General features: G+C 71.0%; 13 protein-coding genes. 4 read left to right on the top strand and 9 right to left on the bottom strand.

All coding sequences use genetic code 11. From position 1 onward, the window contains the following. Nucleotides 1-5 precede the first annotated feature (5 nt). Complete coding sequence (locus IEZ01_RS26280; RefSeq protein ID WP_189204119.1) at nucleotides 6-1,271, bottom strand: alanine racemase; 1,266 nt, start codon at nucleotides 1,269-1,271, stop codon at nucleotides 6-8. A 248-nt stretch (nucleotides 1,272-1,519) separates the two neighbouring features. Here IEZ01_RS26280 and IEZ01_RS26275 point away from each other — a divergent pair, with 248 nt between their 5' ends. Genes IEZ01_RS26275 through IEZ01_RS26265 form a run of 3 tightly spaced genes read left to right on the top strand, consistent with a single transcriptional unit; the run spans nucleotide 1,520 to nucleotide 3,725 of the window. After that, nucleotides 1,520-2,524, top strand: coding sequence for a sugar kinase (locus IEZ01_RS26275; protein ID WP_019889054.1), 1,005 nt, complete (start codon nucleotides 1,520-1,522; stop codon nucleotides 2,522-2,524). Next, nucleotides 2,521-3,318, top strand: coding sequence for an IclR family transcriptional regulator (locus IEZ01_RS26270; RefSeq protein WP_189204116.1), 798 nt, complete (start codon nucleotides 2,521-2,523; stop codon nucleotides 3,316-3,318). The genes IEZ01_RS26275 and IEZ01_RS26270 overlap by 4 nt, the downstream gene beginning before the upstream one ends. Continuing rightward, the gene (locus IEZ01_RS26265) at nucleotides 3,315-3,725 is read left to right on the top strand and encodes a RidA family protein (protein WP_019889056.1); all 411 of its coding nucleotides are present in this window, start codon (nucleotides 3,315-3,317) and stop codon (nucleotides 3,723-3,725) included. Before IEZ01_RS26270 ends, IEZ01_RS26265 begins: the two co-directional genes overlap by 4 nt. Before the next feature lie 4 nt (nucleotides 3,726-3,729). Here the strand turns inward: IEZ01_RS26265 and IEZ01_RS26260 are convergent, their stop codons facing one another. The 8 genes from IEZ01_RS26260 to IEZ01_RS26225 all read right to left on the bottom strand — a co-directional run bounded on the left by IEZ01_RS26260 (nucleotide 3,730) and on the right by IEZ01_RS26225 (nucleotide 13,056). Continuing rightward, nucleotides 3,730-4,509, bottom strand: a complete 780-nt coding sequence (locus IEZ01_RS26260; protein ID WP_019889057.1) for a hypothetical protein — start codon at nucleotides 4,507-4,509, stop codon at nucleotides 3,730-3,732. Next, nucleotides 4,491-6,458, bottom strand: coding sequence for a serine/threonine-protein kinase (locus IEZ01_RS26255; protein ID WP_189204114.1), 1,968 nt, complete (start codon nucleotides 6,456-6,458; stop codon nucleotides 4,491-4,493). The genes IEZ01_RS26260 and IEZ01_RS26255 overlap by 19 nt, the downstream gene beginning before the upstream one ends. A gap of 118 nt (nucleotides 6,459-6,576) precedes the next feature. Beyond that, nucleotides 6,577-7,926 (bottom strand): M14 family metallopeptidase, encoded by a 1,350-nt coding sequence (locus IEZ01_RS26250; protein WP_189204112.1) that lies wholly within the window; start codon nucleotides 7,924-7,926, stop codon nucleotides 6,577-6,579. A gap of 150 nt (nucleotides 7,927-8,076) precedes the next feature. Beyond that, nucleotides 8,077-9,801 (bottom strand): chitinase, encoded by a 1,725-nt coding sequence (locus IEZ01_RS26245; RefSeq protein WP_019889059.1) that lies wholly within the window; start codon nucleotides 9,799-9,801, stop codon nucleotides 8,077-8,079. A 172-nt stretch (nucleotides 9,802-9,973) separates the two neighbouring features. Further along, the gene (locus IEZ01_RS26240; RefSeq protein WP_019889060.1) at nucleotides 9,974-10,423 is read right to left on the bottom strand and encodes a hypothetical protein; all 450 of its coding nucleotides are present in this window, start codon (nucleotides 10,421-10,423) and stop codon (nucleotides 9,974-9,976) included. A gap of 35 nt (nucleotides 10,424-10,458) precedes the next feature. Then, on the bottom strand, nucleotides 10,459-10,881 hold the full coding sequence (locus IEZ01_RS26235; protein WP_189204110.1) for a DUF3592 domain-containing protein: 423 nt from the start codon (nucleotides 10,879-10,881) through the stop codon (nucleotides 10,459-10,461). Nucleotides 10,882-10,883: 2 nt separating this feature from the next. Next, nucleotides 10,884-11,456: a hypothetical protein gene (locus IEZ01_RS26230; protein ID WP_189204108.1), complete on the bottom strand. Its 573-nt coding sequence runs from the start codon at nucleotides 11,454-11,456 to the stop codon at nucleotides 10,884-10,886. Nucleotides 11,457-11,502: 46 nt separating this feature from the next. Beyond that, nucleotides 11,503-13,056 carry a hypothetical protein gene (locus IEZ01_RS26225; RefSeq protein ID WP_189204106.1) on the bottom strand — a complete coding sequence of 518 codons (1,554 nt, stop codon included), beginning with the start codon at nucleotides 13,054-13,056 and terminating at the stop codon, nucleotides 11,503-11,505. A 532-nt stretch (nucleotides 13,057-13,588) separates the two neighbouring features. On the opposite strand from IEZ01_RS26225, the gene IEZ01_RS26220 reads away from it, so the two are divergent. Continuing rightward, on the top strand, nucleotides 13,589-14,407 hold the full coding sequence (locus IEZ01_RS26220; RefSeq protein ID WP_229833240.1) for a hypothetical protein: 819 nt from the start codon (nucleotides 13,589-13,591) through the stop codon (nucleotides 14,405-14,407). The last annotated feature ends 26 nt before the right edge of the window (nucleotides 14,408-14,433 follow it).

Genomic DNA, 14,433 nt, shown 5'->3' with positions numbered 1-14,433 from the left:
GGCTCCTAGAAGAAGGTCCGGACGTAGTCGACGACCGTGCCGTCCGCCTCCACCAGCGGGATGAGCTGCCACTTGTCGAAGGACGTGCAGGGGTGCGACAGGCCCATGCCGACCCAGTCGCCGACCTCCACGTCCGCGCCCGGCTCGGTGCGCAGCCAGGTGTGCTGGTCGGAGAGGGCGGTGACGGTGACACCCTCGGCGGGGCGGAGTTCGCCGGTGCGGGCGTCGCGCACGACCTGCGCCTCGGGGAGGTGGAGGTCGTGGGCGGCGTCGCGCTTGCCCGCGTTGGTGAAGGCCTGCTCGGGGGTGGGCCGGGAGACGACCTGCGACCAGAGCCGGAACGCGGGGTGCAGCGCGCCCTCCTCGGGGATGCGGTTGAAGGGGGTCCTCTCGCGGTACTGGCCGTCGTCGTGGGAGACGTACGCGCCCGAGCGCAGCAGTTTCAGGACCGGCCGGGACAGCTCAGGGATCTCGGCGAAGACGTCGGCGACCGTGTCGAACCACTCGCTGCCGCCGGCGCTGACGACGATCTCGGGCAGGTCGGGCGCGTACCGGCCGGCCTTGTCGAAGGCGGCCGCGAGCCCGACGAGCCGGTTCAGCCACTCCCGTACGCGCTCGGCGTCGGCCTCCGGCATCGTGGCCTCGTACCCCGCCACGCCCACCAGGCGCAGCCGGTCCGTGGCCGCCACGGCGTCGGCGACGGCCTCGCACTCGGCCTCGGTCCGCACGCCCGTGCGCCCGGCCTCGCCGGCGCCCAGCTCGACCACGACGTCCAGCGGGCGCCGGGCGCCCGCCGCGCGAAGGGCCTCGTCCATGAGCTCGACGCCGCGCACGGAGTCGACGTAGCAGACGAGGTGGAAGTTGGGGTGGGCGTCGAGCTCGGCGGCGAGCCAGCGCAGGGCGACCGGGTCGACGACCTCGTTGGCGAGGAAGATCCGGTCGATGCCGTGGGCGCGGTAGACGCGGACCTGGTGGGGGACTGCCGCGGTGATGCCCCAGGCGCCGTACTCCAGCTGGCGGTGGAACAGCTGCGGGGCCATCGACGTCTTGCCGTGCGGGGCGAAGGCGAGACCGTGGCGCTCGGCGTACGTCTCCAGGAGGCGGAGGTTGTGCTCGACGGACTCGGCGGAGAGGGCGAGGACGGGCGTGGTGAAGCCGCCGGTGAAGAGGTTGCGGCGCTGGGCCGCGAGTTCGCCGACGCTCAACCCGTCGGCGTCCGGGGGCAGGCCCTTGAAGCGGTGGTCGACGCGCTCGCTCGCCAGGTCGGGCATGAGTCCTCCTCCTCGGGCCGCTGCGTTGCGTGATGTGCAACGGCCATTGCGCATACTGCCGAGAGCTGTCTAACATCCGGGCCGACGCGGGGTCAATGGCCCGCAGCAGGAGCCGAGCCGCAGGGAGCGCGCGCGTGAACGGACACCCGCCCGGGGGAGGGCCCGCCCGCCCTGCCGGGGTTCCCGGCACGGCCGGGCCCGCCGGGGTCCCGCCCTCGCGCCCCGACGTCGTCTGCCTCGGCGAATCCATGGTCACCTTCCTGCCCTCCCGGCCCGGCCGCCTCGCCGACGTGCCCTCCTTCACCCGTGCGATCGGCGGCGCCGAGTCCAACGTCGCCTGCGGCCTCGCCGCCGCCGGACACCGCGTCGCCTGGGTCGGCCGGGTCGGCCGGGACGGCTTCGGCGACCACCTCGTCGAGACGATCGCCGGACACGGCGTCGACGTCAGCGCCGTCGCGCGCGACCCGCACCGCCCGACCGGTGTCTACTTCCGCACCGACGCCGACCGGGCCACCGACGCCCATGAAGTCGTCTACTACCGGGCCGGTTCCGCCGCCTCCGCCATGTCACCGACGACCGTCCCGTACGCCACCGTCGCCGGCGCCCGCATCCTCCACGTCACCGGTATCACCGCCGCGCTCTCCGCCGACTGCCTCGCCCTCGTCCGCGACCTCACCGAGCCCCGGCCCGGCCGCCCCCTGATCTCCTTCGACGTCAACCACCGCCCCGCGCTCTGGCGTGACAGCACCGCCCCCGAGGTGCTGCTCGACCTCGCCAACCGCGCCGACCTCGTCTTCGTCGGCGCCGACGAGGCGCGGCGGCTGTGGGGGCTGCCCGGCGCGCGGGCCGTCTTCGACGCCCTCCACCGGCCCCGGCTCGTCGTCCTCAAGCTCGGCAAGGGCGGCGCCGAGGTCTGCGACCGGAGCCCCGAGGCGTACGCGGACATCGAGGACGCCGACGGCGTCACCCACCTCGAACGCCCGCCCCGCGTCGACGTCGTCTCCACCATCGGCGCCGGGGACGCCTTCGCCGCCGGGTTCCTCTCCGCCACCCTCCGCGGCCTCGACCTGAAGGCGCGGGTCCGCCACGGGCACCTCGCGGCCGCCGCCGCCCTCACCGTCCCCGGCGACCTGGGCACCCCGCCCGGGCGCGCCCACGCCGACCGCCTCGTCGCGCTCGACGCGGACGCCTGGGGCAGACTGCACCTCGGCCCCGGCTGGACGGCGGCCGACCAGGAGGTACGTACGCCATGAGCCAGACCGTCGACCGCGCGCTCAGCATCCTGCCGCTGCTCGCGCAGGGCCCCGCGGACCTCGGGCAGGTCGCCGAACGGCTCGGCGTCCACAAGTCCACCGCCCTGCGGCTGCTGCGCACCCTCCATGAACACGGCCTGGTCTTCCGCCAGCAGGACCACCGCTACCGTCTCGGCGCCCGGCTCTTCGCCCTCGCCCAGGAGGCCGTCGAGAACCTCGACGTCCGCGAGATCGCCCACCCGCACCTCGTCGCCCTCAACGAGAAGACCGGCCACACCGTCCATCTGGCCGTGTACGAGGAGGGCGAGGTCCTCTACATCGACAAGGTCGAGAGCCGCTACCCGGTCCGGATGTACTCGCGCATCGGCAAGCCCGTCGCCATCACCGTCGCGGCCGTCGCCAAGCTGCTCCTCGCCGACCTGCCCGAGCCTGAGCGCACCGCCCTCGCGCACAAGCTCGACTACCCCATGTACACGCCCCGTTCGATCCCGAACGCGGCCGCCTTCCTCCGGGAGCTGGCGACCGTACGCGAACAGGGCTGGGCCACCGACCTCGGTGGCCACGAGGAGTCCATCAACTGCGTCGGCGCACCGATCCGCGGCGCCGACGGCCGCGCCGTCGCCGCCATGTCGGTGTCGGCCCCGAACGTCGTCGTCACGGCCGAGGAACTCCTCACCCTGCTCCCCCTGGTGCGCCGCACCGCGGACGCCATCAGCCGCGAGTACTCGGGCGCCGGGGCCCCCAGTGAACGACCGCCCGGCGAACCGAGCCCCAAAAAGAAGGACCTGCCATGACCGAGAAGATCGCGCTCACCCCCGCCACCCACACCGCCCCGCCCGCGAAGTTCTCGCACGGCGTCAAGAAGGGCAGCATCCTCCAGGTCGCCGGGCAGGTCGGCTTCCTGCCCGCGGTGGAGGGGCAGGCTCCGGCCGTCGCCGGGCCCACTCTGCGGGAGCAGACCCTCCAGACCTTCGCCAACGTCAAGGCGGTCCTTGAGGAGGGCGGCGCCGGCTGGGACGACGTGATGATGATGCGGGTCTATCTGACGGACGTGGACCACTTCGCCGAGATGAACGAGATCTACAACGCCTACTTCGAGGAGCAGGGCCTCAAGGCCCCCGCCGCCGCCCGTACGACCGTCTACGTCGGTCTCCCCGCCGGGCTCCTCGTCGAGATCGACGCCCTGGCCGTGCTGGGCTGACCGGTCAGCCGCCGCACCCTCCGCCGCAGCCGCCTCCGCCACCGCCGCAGCCCGACGAGGAGTTGCCGGCCAGGGACTTGCGGACCTTGCCGCGCATCCGTTCGTCGCGGATCCCGGCCGTTCCGTACAGCGCCACCCGCATGCCGCCGGGGTCGGCGTGCAGCCCGCAGGCCGCCTTGTCCGCCCAGGAGGATTCGGTGACCGGGCCATGGATCTCGCCCAGCCGCGCGAGCAGCTCGTCTGCCGCCGGGGTCCGCCGGCCGGCCACGGGCAGACGGCCCCGGGGGGCGAGTACGAGCCCGGCCAGGAACAACCCGAGTGCGGTGAACGAGAGCGGGTTGAGCCAGGCGGCGCCGCCGCGCTCCTCGTACAGCCCGGTGCCGAGGAAGGCGCACACGACACACAAGGCGATGTGCAGCCGCCAGGCGAACCGCCGGCGCAGCAGCGGCCGGGCGGGGCCCAGCAGGCCGTGTTCGACCAGCCGCAGATCGAGGGCGTCGGTCTCGTTCTCCTTGGCGAGAGCCGACAGCGGCACCTTCTTGCCGGGCGGCGATCCGGCGGCGTGGAGCTGGTAGAGCCGGGTGAGCGCGACCCGCCGCGGACCGTCCGCGAGCTGGGCGACGAGCAGGGGTTCGGCGGACTCCGGGGCGTAGGGCGCGCCGGTCGCCACCGATGGCCGCCGGGCGGCCGCGAGGGCCTGGAAGCGGCGCAGCACCTGCCAGGCGAGCGAGCCCACTGCGGCCGCGACCAGTATCGCGGCGAGCGTCACACCGTCGTCGTGCACAGGACGTTCCTTCCCCCGTCGACCTCGTACCACCAGTAGTAGTTGCGGTCGTCCCGGCTGCGGGAACAGAAGCCGTTCGGATAGGACTTCTGCGCCTTGTAGTAGCCGGTGATCTGCAGAATCGTGTTGTAGCCGGAGGGTACCTTGGTCGCGTTGCAGCTCCAGACGCCCATCAGCCGGGAGTCGGTGACGGTGGTGCCGTTGCGTTTGGCGATGAAGCACTGGCCCTTGTGGAACTGCCGTTCCACGCACAGCGAGGTGGCGAAGTTGTACCGCGATCCCGAGTGGTACAGGTAGTGCCGTCCGGTGCCGGTGGGGCAGCTGCCGAAGTTGATCCCTTGGCTCGCCCTGGTGACCCGTAGATAGGCGTTGGGGGAGCCGCAGCTGACCACTTGCGGGGTGGTGCTGGACCAGCGGCCGTAGCCGTTGTCGTAGGTGTTGAGGCAGTCGCCGGTGTCGACGTTCCGGTAGGCGAGGTCGACGCTGTTGGGCGTGGGGCTCGGCGGCGGGGTGTAGCGGTAACCGCCCGAGGACGAGCCGCCGGACGACGAACCGCTCGAGGACGAGCCGCCGGTGGATGTGGTGTATCCGCTGGACGAGGTGTAGCCGGAGCTGCCCGAGCTGCCTGAGCTCTTCGTGCCGTCCGAGTCGGAGCCGTTGTTGAGGAGGTAGAGGATCACGGCGATCCCGACGAGGACGGCGAGGACCGTGCCGCCGGTGACGCCGGACTTCGGGGACGGCGGCGTGGGCGGCGGGGCCGGGGTCGGCCGGGGTACGGGCCCGGGGGTGCGCGGCGGCGCGCCCTGACCGGGGGACGAGCCGGCCCGGGCGCGGGCCCGCTCGGCCTCTTCGCGGGCCTGGCGGGCTCGGTCGGCCAGGAGGGCCGCCGCCCGCTCCCGCTCGGCCCGCAGCTCCCGTTCGCGCCGCTCGCGGTCGGCGCGGGCCCGGTCCTGCGTGTACATCCGGGTGGGGCCGGGCGGCGGTACGGCGCCGGTGCGCTGGTCGACGGTGAGCGCGTCGGGGCCGCCGGTGCCGGGCGCGCTCTGGAAGTGGCGGCCCTGTGTCTCGTACGCGCCGATCAGGTCCGTCCAGCGGGGTGGCAGCCAGCGGCCGCCGCCGGGGGAGCGGGGCAGCCCGGACAGGGAGGCGGTGAACTGGTCGAGCACGTCCCCGGGGCTGGGTCTGCCTTCGGGCCGGGCGGCGAGGCAGGGGCGGATCAGCGGGGTGAGTTCCTTGGGCAGGCCGGTCAGGTCCAGCTCGCCGCGCTGGACCCGGGACAGCAGCCGCAGGGTGTCGCCGTCCTCCGGGTACGGCGGCCGGCCGACGGCGAGATGGAAGAGGGTCGCGCCGAGCGAGTAGACGTCCGAGGCGGCCGTGGACTCCTCGCCGCGGGCCTGCTCGGGCGAGGTGAACGCGATGGTGCCGAGGGTGAGCTGGGTGCGGGTGATGTCGCTGGCGTGCGAGATGCCGAAGTCGATCAGCCGGGGACCGGCCAGCGGCAGCAGGATGTTCTGCGGTTTGACGTCGCGGTGCACGATCCCCTGGCGGTGGAGGGTGACCAGCGCCTCGGCGGTGCCGGCGGCCACCCACCGTACGGCCGAGGCGGGCAGCACGCCTTCGGTGCGGACCAGTTCGGCGAGCGAGGGGGCGGCGATGTACTCGATCGCCATCCACGGGCGCTCGGCGGCGGCGTCCGCGTCCAGGACTCGCGCGGTGTAGGTGCTGTTGACCCGCTGGGCGAGCGCCACCTCGCGGGCGAAGCGGCGGCGGTCGGTGTCCGACACGACGCCTTCGGCGAGGAGGGTCTTGACGGCCACGAGCCGCCCGCCTCCGGTCCGTCCGAGATAGACCCTGCCCATACCGCCGGATCCGAGCCGGCCGAGCAGTTGGTACTGACCGAGCCGCTCCGGATCGTCCGAGCCGAGCGGCTGTACGCGTGCCCCAGCCATGCCGCACCTCCCCCTGCCGCAGCATTCCTGCGTCACCACAGTGCCACGGCGGGGGCGGGTGTTCCATGGGTCTCCCCGTCCGGGACGGAACTGGGACAGAGAGACCCACGGACAGCCGTCAACTGGTGCAGTACTGCTGCTCCTTGCCGATGGATCGGTACATGCAGTCGGCGTTCTCCACGAGCTGGAGCACGGCGTCGCGGTTACGGCTCGTCTCGCGCTCGATGACCTCGTCGGGCGGGTAGAAACCGCCGCCGCCCCAGCCGGACGGATACATCTCGAAGGTGTAGCCGAAGATCTTCTGCGCGCCCCACAGCCAGTCGTCGATCGACCCGTCCGTGATGTAGAGGTCGCTGGACTGCTCGGGGGTGTAGCCGTTGCTGGCGGCCATCTTCCGGCCCACGGCGGCGAAGGCGTTGCGGTCGTCCTGGGTCATGCCGGGCGCGGTGTCCGCGTTGGTGTACCCGAACGGCCAGAGCACCAGCTCGCTGTAGGTGTGGAAGTCGATACCGGCCTTGATCTGCTGCTTTCCGCCGACGACCCGGGAGCGGACGAAGTCGGCGACGACCTTCACCTCGGGGGCCGACTCGGGGTTCTTGCCGCGGTACGTCTCGGAGCTGAAGGAGCCCGAGGAGCCGCCGCAGCAGCCCCACTTGTAGTCCCAGTTGCGGTTCATGTCCGTACCGACGTAGCTGGAGCCGGCGTTGGGCTGCCGGTTCTTGCGCCAGCTGCGGTACGAGCCGGTGGCGATGTCGTACTCGCCGCCGTCCGGGTTGAGGTCCGGCACGATCCAGATCTCGCGGTTGTTGACGGCGTTGGTGATCCGGCTGTCGGAGCCGTAGCCCGCGCCGAACTCCCGCAGCAGGTACAGCGCCATCTCGACCGTGAGGTGCTCGCGGGCGTGCTGGTGGTGGGTGAAGAGGACCTCGGGCTCGTTCTCGTCGGTGGCGACGTTGTCGCTGATCTTGATGGCGACGATGTCCCGGCCCTGGTACGTCTTGCCGATGACACGCTTGCTCATGATGTTCGGGTACTGCGCGAGACGCTGGTTGATCTCCGTGTTCATCTCGGCGTAGTTGTGGTACCGCGAGTCGGCCGACGGGAAGTCCATGGGCTTCACGGCCGCGCCGCTGTTGCGGGCGGGCGGGGCGGGCAGCGCCTTGGGGGCGTAGCCGAGGGCCTTGAGCTTGCGCAGCTGGGCCTCGTTGGCGCTGACGACGATCGCGTGGTCGTCGGCCTCGTCGACGGAGACACCGGTGGCGGCGACGGCGGTACGTTCGGCCGGGGTGGACGGGCCGTGGATCTCGTACTGCCGGATCGTCTCCTCGGCGGCCACGGCGGAGCTCGCGGCGGCCGTCACCGGACCGGATCCGGCCGAGGAGTCGGTGGCGGAGAGCGGCGCCGCCAGGGCGACCGCCAGAAGGGCCGCGAGGGTGGCGGACCTTCTTCCGCGGATTCGTAGTCGCATGCTGTCTCCTGGGTGGGGAGTGTGGGGGTGTGCGACGTGATGGTGCGGTTCCGCCACAGGATGGGCCGTTGGCATGCTCCGGTCAAGAGGGTGGTTCGGCCAGTGGCGCCGCCCCCGGGCAGGGACGGCGCCACCGGAACTCCCCTGGCGTTACGGGAGGTTGTGCACGTGCGGACCGACCGCGTTGGACCAGGCGTTCCCGGCCGTCGCGTCCCAGTTGGTGGACCAGGTCATCGCGCCGCGCAGCGCCGGGTAGGTCTTCGACGGCTTGAAGGAGCCGCAGCCCGTGCCCCGGGTCAGGCAGTCGAGCGCGTTCTTCACGATCGACGGGTCGACGTAACCGCTGCCCGCGCCCCGCGTCGAGGCGGGCACCCCGAGGCCGACCTGCGAGGCGTCCAGGCCGCCCTCCAGCTGGATGCAGGCGAGCGCGGTCAGGAAGTCCACCGAACCCTGCGCGTACACCTTGCCGTCACAGCCCAGCATCGAACCGCTGTTGTAGTACTGCATGTTGACGACCGTGAGGATGTCCTTGACCGCCAGCGCCGTCTTGAAGTACTCGGTGCCGGTGTTCTGCATGTCGATCGTCTGCGGGGCCATCGTGAGCACCATGCCCGCCCCGGCCTTGGCGGAGAGCTGGCGCAGCGCCTTGGTCAGATACGTGGAGTTGATGCCGTGCTCCAGGTCGATGTCGACCCCGCTGAAGCCGTACTCCTGCATCAGGGCGTACGCGCTGTTCGCGAACGCCGTCGCCGAGGCGTCGCTGTTGATGGTGACGTTGCCCTTCTCGCCGCCCACCGAGATGATCACCGACTTGCCGGCGGCCTTCTTCGCCGCGATGTCCGCCTTGAAGTCGGCGACCGAGGCGTAGCCGACGGCCGGGTCGAGGTTGAAGACGATCTGGCCCGGCGTGGCGGTCGAGTCGGCGAACGACACGGCGATGATGTCGTACTGCGCCTGCACATCCCGCAGCTTCTGCACGGTGGCGCCGTTGTTGAAGTTCTGCCAGTAGCCGGTCAGGGCGTGCCTGGGCACCGCAGGGTTCGGGTTCTGGCCGCCGGGGCTGGTCCGGCCGGTCACCGCCGCCGACTTCGCGGACTCGCCGGCCGCGTTGGTGGCCGAGACCTGGAACTGGTACGCGGTGTTGGCGGCGAGCCCGCTCACGGTCGCCGACGTGCCGGTCACCGACTGGACCCGGGTGCCGTCGCGGTAGACGTGGTAGCCGGTGGCGCCGGAGGCGCCGCTCCAGCTCAGCGCGACGGACGAGGAGGTGACCGCGCCGACCGCGAGCCCGGCGGGCGTGGGCGGCACGACCGGGTCGGGGTCCTGCCCGCCGCCCCCGTCGGGGCCGAAGACCGACACGTCGTCGACGTGGTACGCGCTCTGCCCGTACCAGCCGTGCGTGTACACCGTCACGGAGCGGGTGTTGGCGCCGGTGGTGAACGTGGTGGTCAGCTGCTTCCAGGCGGTGCTGTCCGGCGTCCAGGTCGACACGTCGGTCGTTCCGGTGCCGCTCGCGCCGAGGTAGGCGTAGCCGCCGCGCACCCAGGCGCTGAGCGTGTACGTCGACCCCGGCTTCACCGTCACGACCTGGCTGCACCGGGCGTTGTCCTGCCCGGCCGGGGTGGCCTTGAGGGCCCCGGCGCCGGTGCGTACGGGCGAGGTGACGGCCGCCCCGCTGCCCGCCGTACAGCTCCAGTTGCTCAGGCCCGCCTCGAATCCGGCGTTCTTGGCGACGTTCACATCGGCGGCCAGCGCGACCCCGGCGCCACCGGTGAGGGCGAGCCCGGACCCGACGGCGAGGGCCAGGGCGCCGCCGAGCAGGGTATGCGCGCGTCTGCGCGGACGGGCGTGGGGCGGGTGTGTGGTGCGGTCCACTGACGGCCTCCGGTGGGGGAGTTGGGGGTGTGGAGGGGAGGAAACGGTGGCCACCGCTGGGGCTACAAGGTGGTCCAGACCAATGGGGTTGTCAAGACCTCTGCCGGCAGCCCGTATACGAAAGGGCCCCCGCCGCGGCGGAGGCCCTGACCCGAAACGGCCGCCTTGTCCCTCACCCGTCGGCGCGCAGCCGGTCCCCGAAGTACCCCGCCACACACCCCACCACCAGCACCGCGAGCGACATCGCCACACTCAGCGCCCCCAGATCACGCCAGGGCAGGCCCGCCGCGATCGTGTACGACACCAGCTGCGCGGCCACCGGCACCGCGAACGCCGCGCTCATGTGCCGCACGGGCGAGTCACGGTACGGCTCCGGGTGCACCCGCGCGGCCACCCACACCGACAGCGCGATGCACACCGCGTTCGGCAGATGGACCAGCCACAGCACACCGCCGAAGCTCTCCAGACGCTCCGGGGTCGCGAACGTCTCGTAGAAGTGGGCGATCTGGAGGTACGAGGTGAGCATCAGGACCACGAGGCCCGCCCCCCACGCCTTCATCAGCGCGAAGAACGGCTTCCCCGCGGGGCGGGCGGGCGAGTGGTGGTGTCCGTAGTACGACATGGGAATCCCTGGAGTGCGAGGTGGGGGGAAGGGGATCAGCCGAAGATCTCGTAAAGCAGCACGGTGGTGAAGACCAGGAAGCCGAGCCCGCAGCCGGCCACCAGCGCGGCGCTGGAGAGCACGGGCGACCAGCTGCCCCGGCCCGCGATGGTCGCCGTACGCTCCGGGGCCGCCGGATCGTAGGTGACGGTGACGGCGGTGCCGGTACGCATCGCCCAGCCGGTGAAGTCCTCGAACTCGACGGTCCTGCCGTCCTCGGTGCGGAAGGCGAAGTGGTACTCCCGCACATCGGAGTCGCTGTGCGGACGGCGGATCCGCACACACTCCCCGGTGGTGCGCACACCGCGGCGCAGCGTCCGCACCACCGTCGTGAGCCGCAGCGCGTACCTCACCGCGATGAAGCCGAAGAAGGCCGCCAGGAACCCGTAGAGGAGGTACTCACCGCCGGCGACCCGCATCCCTAGTGCACCTCGATCGACTCGATGATCCTCCGCAGGTCGGCGTCGTCGAGCACACCCTTCTGGGCGTCGATCCGCACCGCGAACGTCACGTCCTTGGAGTCAAGGCCGGTCACGATCGTGCCGTGCACCCGCGTCCCGGCGACCGGGGTGTTCTCCTCGCCGCTCGAGGTGAACGCGAAGTCGACCCGCTTGGCGTCGTCCGTCCCCGCGATCTCGACGTCCTTCGTCCCCTCGATCGTGGAGCCCAGCTGCACCCCGGCCTCGGCGCCGATCGCCGCCTCCTCGGCCGAGTCGGCGTTGGTGAAGTCCAGCTGGACCGTGATCAGGCCGACGGTCCGGCCGCCTTGGGTGAGCGTGGCCGCGGCGGCGTTGTACTTGCTCCGCTCACCCGCGCCCTGCTCCTTGAACCCCTTGGGGTACGCGACGTCGACCCCGGCTGTCCGCAGCTCCCCCCAGCCCTGCGGTACCGCGGCCGCGGGGGCGTCCTCGCCCCCGCAGCCGGTGAGGACGGCGCTCGCGAGGAGCGCGGCGCCGAAGGCCGCGACGGCGCGCCGGCCGGTCCTGATGATCATGGCTTCCCCACTTCTGTCGTACGGGTCGCGTGCACGGTCGTCCGGATCAGTTCGCACAGTAGCTGTACGGAACATATGACCGCTGGTCGCCTCGGGGCGCGCCCAGGAACTGGGCGTCGTTGAGCATCTCCTCCTTCTTCTCGGTGCTGACCGAGAAGCCGAGGCTGAGGCCCAGGTTGAGATCGAAGCCGTACTCCGCCGCGTCCGTCTTGCCGGTGTACCGCGTCTTGCTGGACTTGCCCTTGTCGAAGAGCAGCCGGCCGAAGGGGTCGTCGGCGCCCGGCCGCTTGGTGGGGGCGTGCTCGTCGAACATGTAGGTGAAGGGCGCGGTGTTGTCCCCGTAGCCGTCCAGCCACTTCTCGGCGATCGCGCGGTCGGCGTCGCCCTCGGGGCCGGTGGGGAAGGTGACGGTGTTGGTGTAGACGTCGATACCGGTCTGGGTGTCGGTGCCCTTGCCGCCGACGCTGCCGTCCTTCTTGTCGTCGTCCTTCTTGCCGTTGTCGCCCTTGACCTTGGCGCCGTCCTTGGTCGCGCCCTTCTCGACGGTCCGGGTCATGTCGATACGGATGATCTTCCCGGTGGTCTTGTCCTTGGTGACCGTGATCGTGCCGGTCTGGGTGGTGCTGGCGGAGGACTCGCCGTTGATCGCGCCCGCCTCGTAGCCGACCTTCGTGCCGTACTCGATCGAGGCGGAGTAGGTGTAGGACTTGTTGTTCTTGTACTTGTTGTCCGTCCAGGTCACCTCGGGGGTGATCTTGGCGTTGCCGCCCAGCGTGGCGCTCAGCTTCTTGTCGTCCCCGGCCGAGATCTTGATGCCGCCGGCCGCCGAACCCTCGACACCGACCTTGCCGTAGCTGATCTGCCGGTTGTTGCCGAGATCCCGCTCGATCCGCTCGCGGGTCTCCTCCTCGTCCTTGAGGGGACCCTTGCCGAAAAGGTAGAGGATGCTGTCGCCGACGCTGGCGTCGGCGCCGCCGGGAGACTTCCGTCGTATCTCGTACATCTTGAGCTTCTCGATGTCGTCCCGGAAGCGTTTGGCCTCCTCCTCGCTCTCGAAGACCCAGGTGTCTCCGTTGGTGACCTTGATTCCGGCACCCAGTTCGATCTTGTCCGAGCCGAGCTTGCCTATCTTGGCCTTGGGTGAGAAGTCCTTCTTCGCCCCGAGCGACGCGGCATCGGTGAAGGTGACCATGACGAGCTCGTCCTTGTCGTTGATCACCCCGTCTTTGTTGATGTCGGTCTTCGCCTTGAAACGCTGCTCCTGGAAGCCGTACTCCTGGCCCCATTCGATGAACAGGAACTTCGCCTTGGCGCCCGCCTTGTCGCTGATGGCGGAGATCTGACAGAGCGGTGGCTCGAAATCGGCGTCCTTGGGTGGCGCGGCGGTGTTCTGGTTCCCTCCGCCGCAGTTGGCGCCGCCGGTGAGCCGGCAGATCTCGGCGGCGATCTTGCCGGCGATCTGTGCCCCGATGCCGGTGGTCGTCAGCGCGCCGATGACGGCGGCGACCACCACGACCGTCCCCATGTACTCGGTGGCGGTGGCCCCCCGGTCCGACCGCAGCCGCCCCCGCGCCGGCGGTATCCGGCCCCCCTCAGTCATCCCGATGCCCTCCGTGTCACTGCCGCCGAGCCCGAAGGCCACCCCCGGGCGGGTGCCCCTGTGGCCGCTGGTCGGCGGCGAGCCTAGTGAGGCGTACGGCTCGGGGCATGGGCCCGCGGGCCCACTGCGGGGCCCAACTCCGCCTGGGCCGGGCCCCAATCGATCCGAGCACTTCAAACCACCTGAACGCGTGATTCCGCATTCATATGAACGTCATCGGGGGAACGTCTTCACGGGGTGATTCACCGGCGCAATTCGGCGTTCGTTTCGCCTTCACCTTTCGAATGGATCACGAGGGCGATCGAATGTTTACCGAAGGTGCCGCCCGCTCTGTCCGACTTTGATGGCGAATGATGGTCAGGTTGGTTCCTGGGGTCAAAGATTGGGTGTTCACCGGCCAGTAAGTCGTGGCTAAAGTGCAGATGCAGCCGCACTGCGCAGTACACGATCTGCGGTCACCGGAGTCCCGGAGACCGGAGTGGACGGGGAACCAGAAGTGCCGACAGCGATTGCGGTCACCAGTGCTGACCTGGTGCTTCCGCCGACCGACCAACAGACGCCCACAGCAGCCGTGTTCCGGGCACCGGACGTCCAGCCCCTGGAATCCGCGCTGGCCGAGATGCAGATCCTGCTGGAACAGCACGGATACGTCGTCGTGGTGTGTCCGTCGTCGGTCGACCCCGCCCTCGAACAGCGGCTGCACGCCGTCCGGTCCATCATGGAGAGCGACCGGGTCGCCCTGCTCAAGTCCAGCCTCCCGCCGCTCGGGATCGCCGTCCTCGTACGGCAGTTGCGACAGCTCTCCGTCTGCGACTTCAGCCCCGGCGTCGTCGCCTCGGCGGCGCGGCTGCTCTCCCACTACATCTACGCGGGAGCCGTCCTCAACTCCGTCGCCCGGCTCGACCGCGTACCCGTCAGCCTCAAGGCGCACCTCAAAGGCTGGATGCCCGGCTCGCAGTTCGCCGTACTCGCCGCCCCCAACCCCCAGCTCCTCAAGATCGGCCCGGACGCCGAACCCCTCGCCGGACCGGAGTTCGCCACCCAGCTCCTGCTGGCCAAAGGCCAGTTGCAGTCCGACTGGCCCACCACCGTCCTCGCCCCCGGCTGGCAGGTCCAGGGCGTCCAGGAGGCAGCACTCCCCGCCGACTCGCCACGCTGGTGGGGCACCGGCAAGCTGGTGGAGTTCGCCGCCTACCTCCCGGACATCTCCGTCGTCTACCAACTGGTCGCCTCCGTACGGCGCGAGAAATGCCACTGGTGCGGCATGGAACTCATAGGCGACCGCTGCGGCTTCTGCTCGGCGCCGCTCCCCACGGCCGAGAACCACACGCTCCCCGCCCGTGTCCCATAGGGAAGGGGCGCCCGCTCGCCCCCTCG

It is taken from the genome of Streptomyces purpureus, assembly GCF_014648195.1.
GTDB lineage: Bacteria > Actinomycetota > Actinomycetes > Streptomycetales > Streptomycetaceae > Streptomyces > Streptomyces purpureus.
The sequence above is the reverse complement of the archived record's forward strand: the minus strand, read 5'-3'. Positions and strand labels throughout refer to the sequence as shown.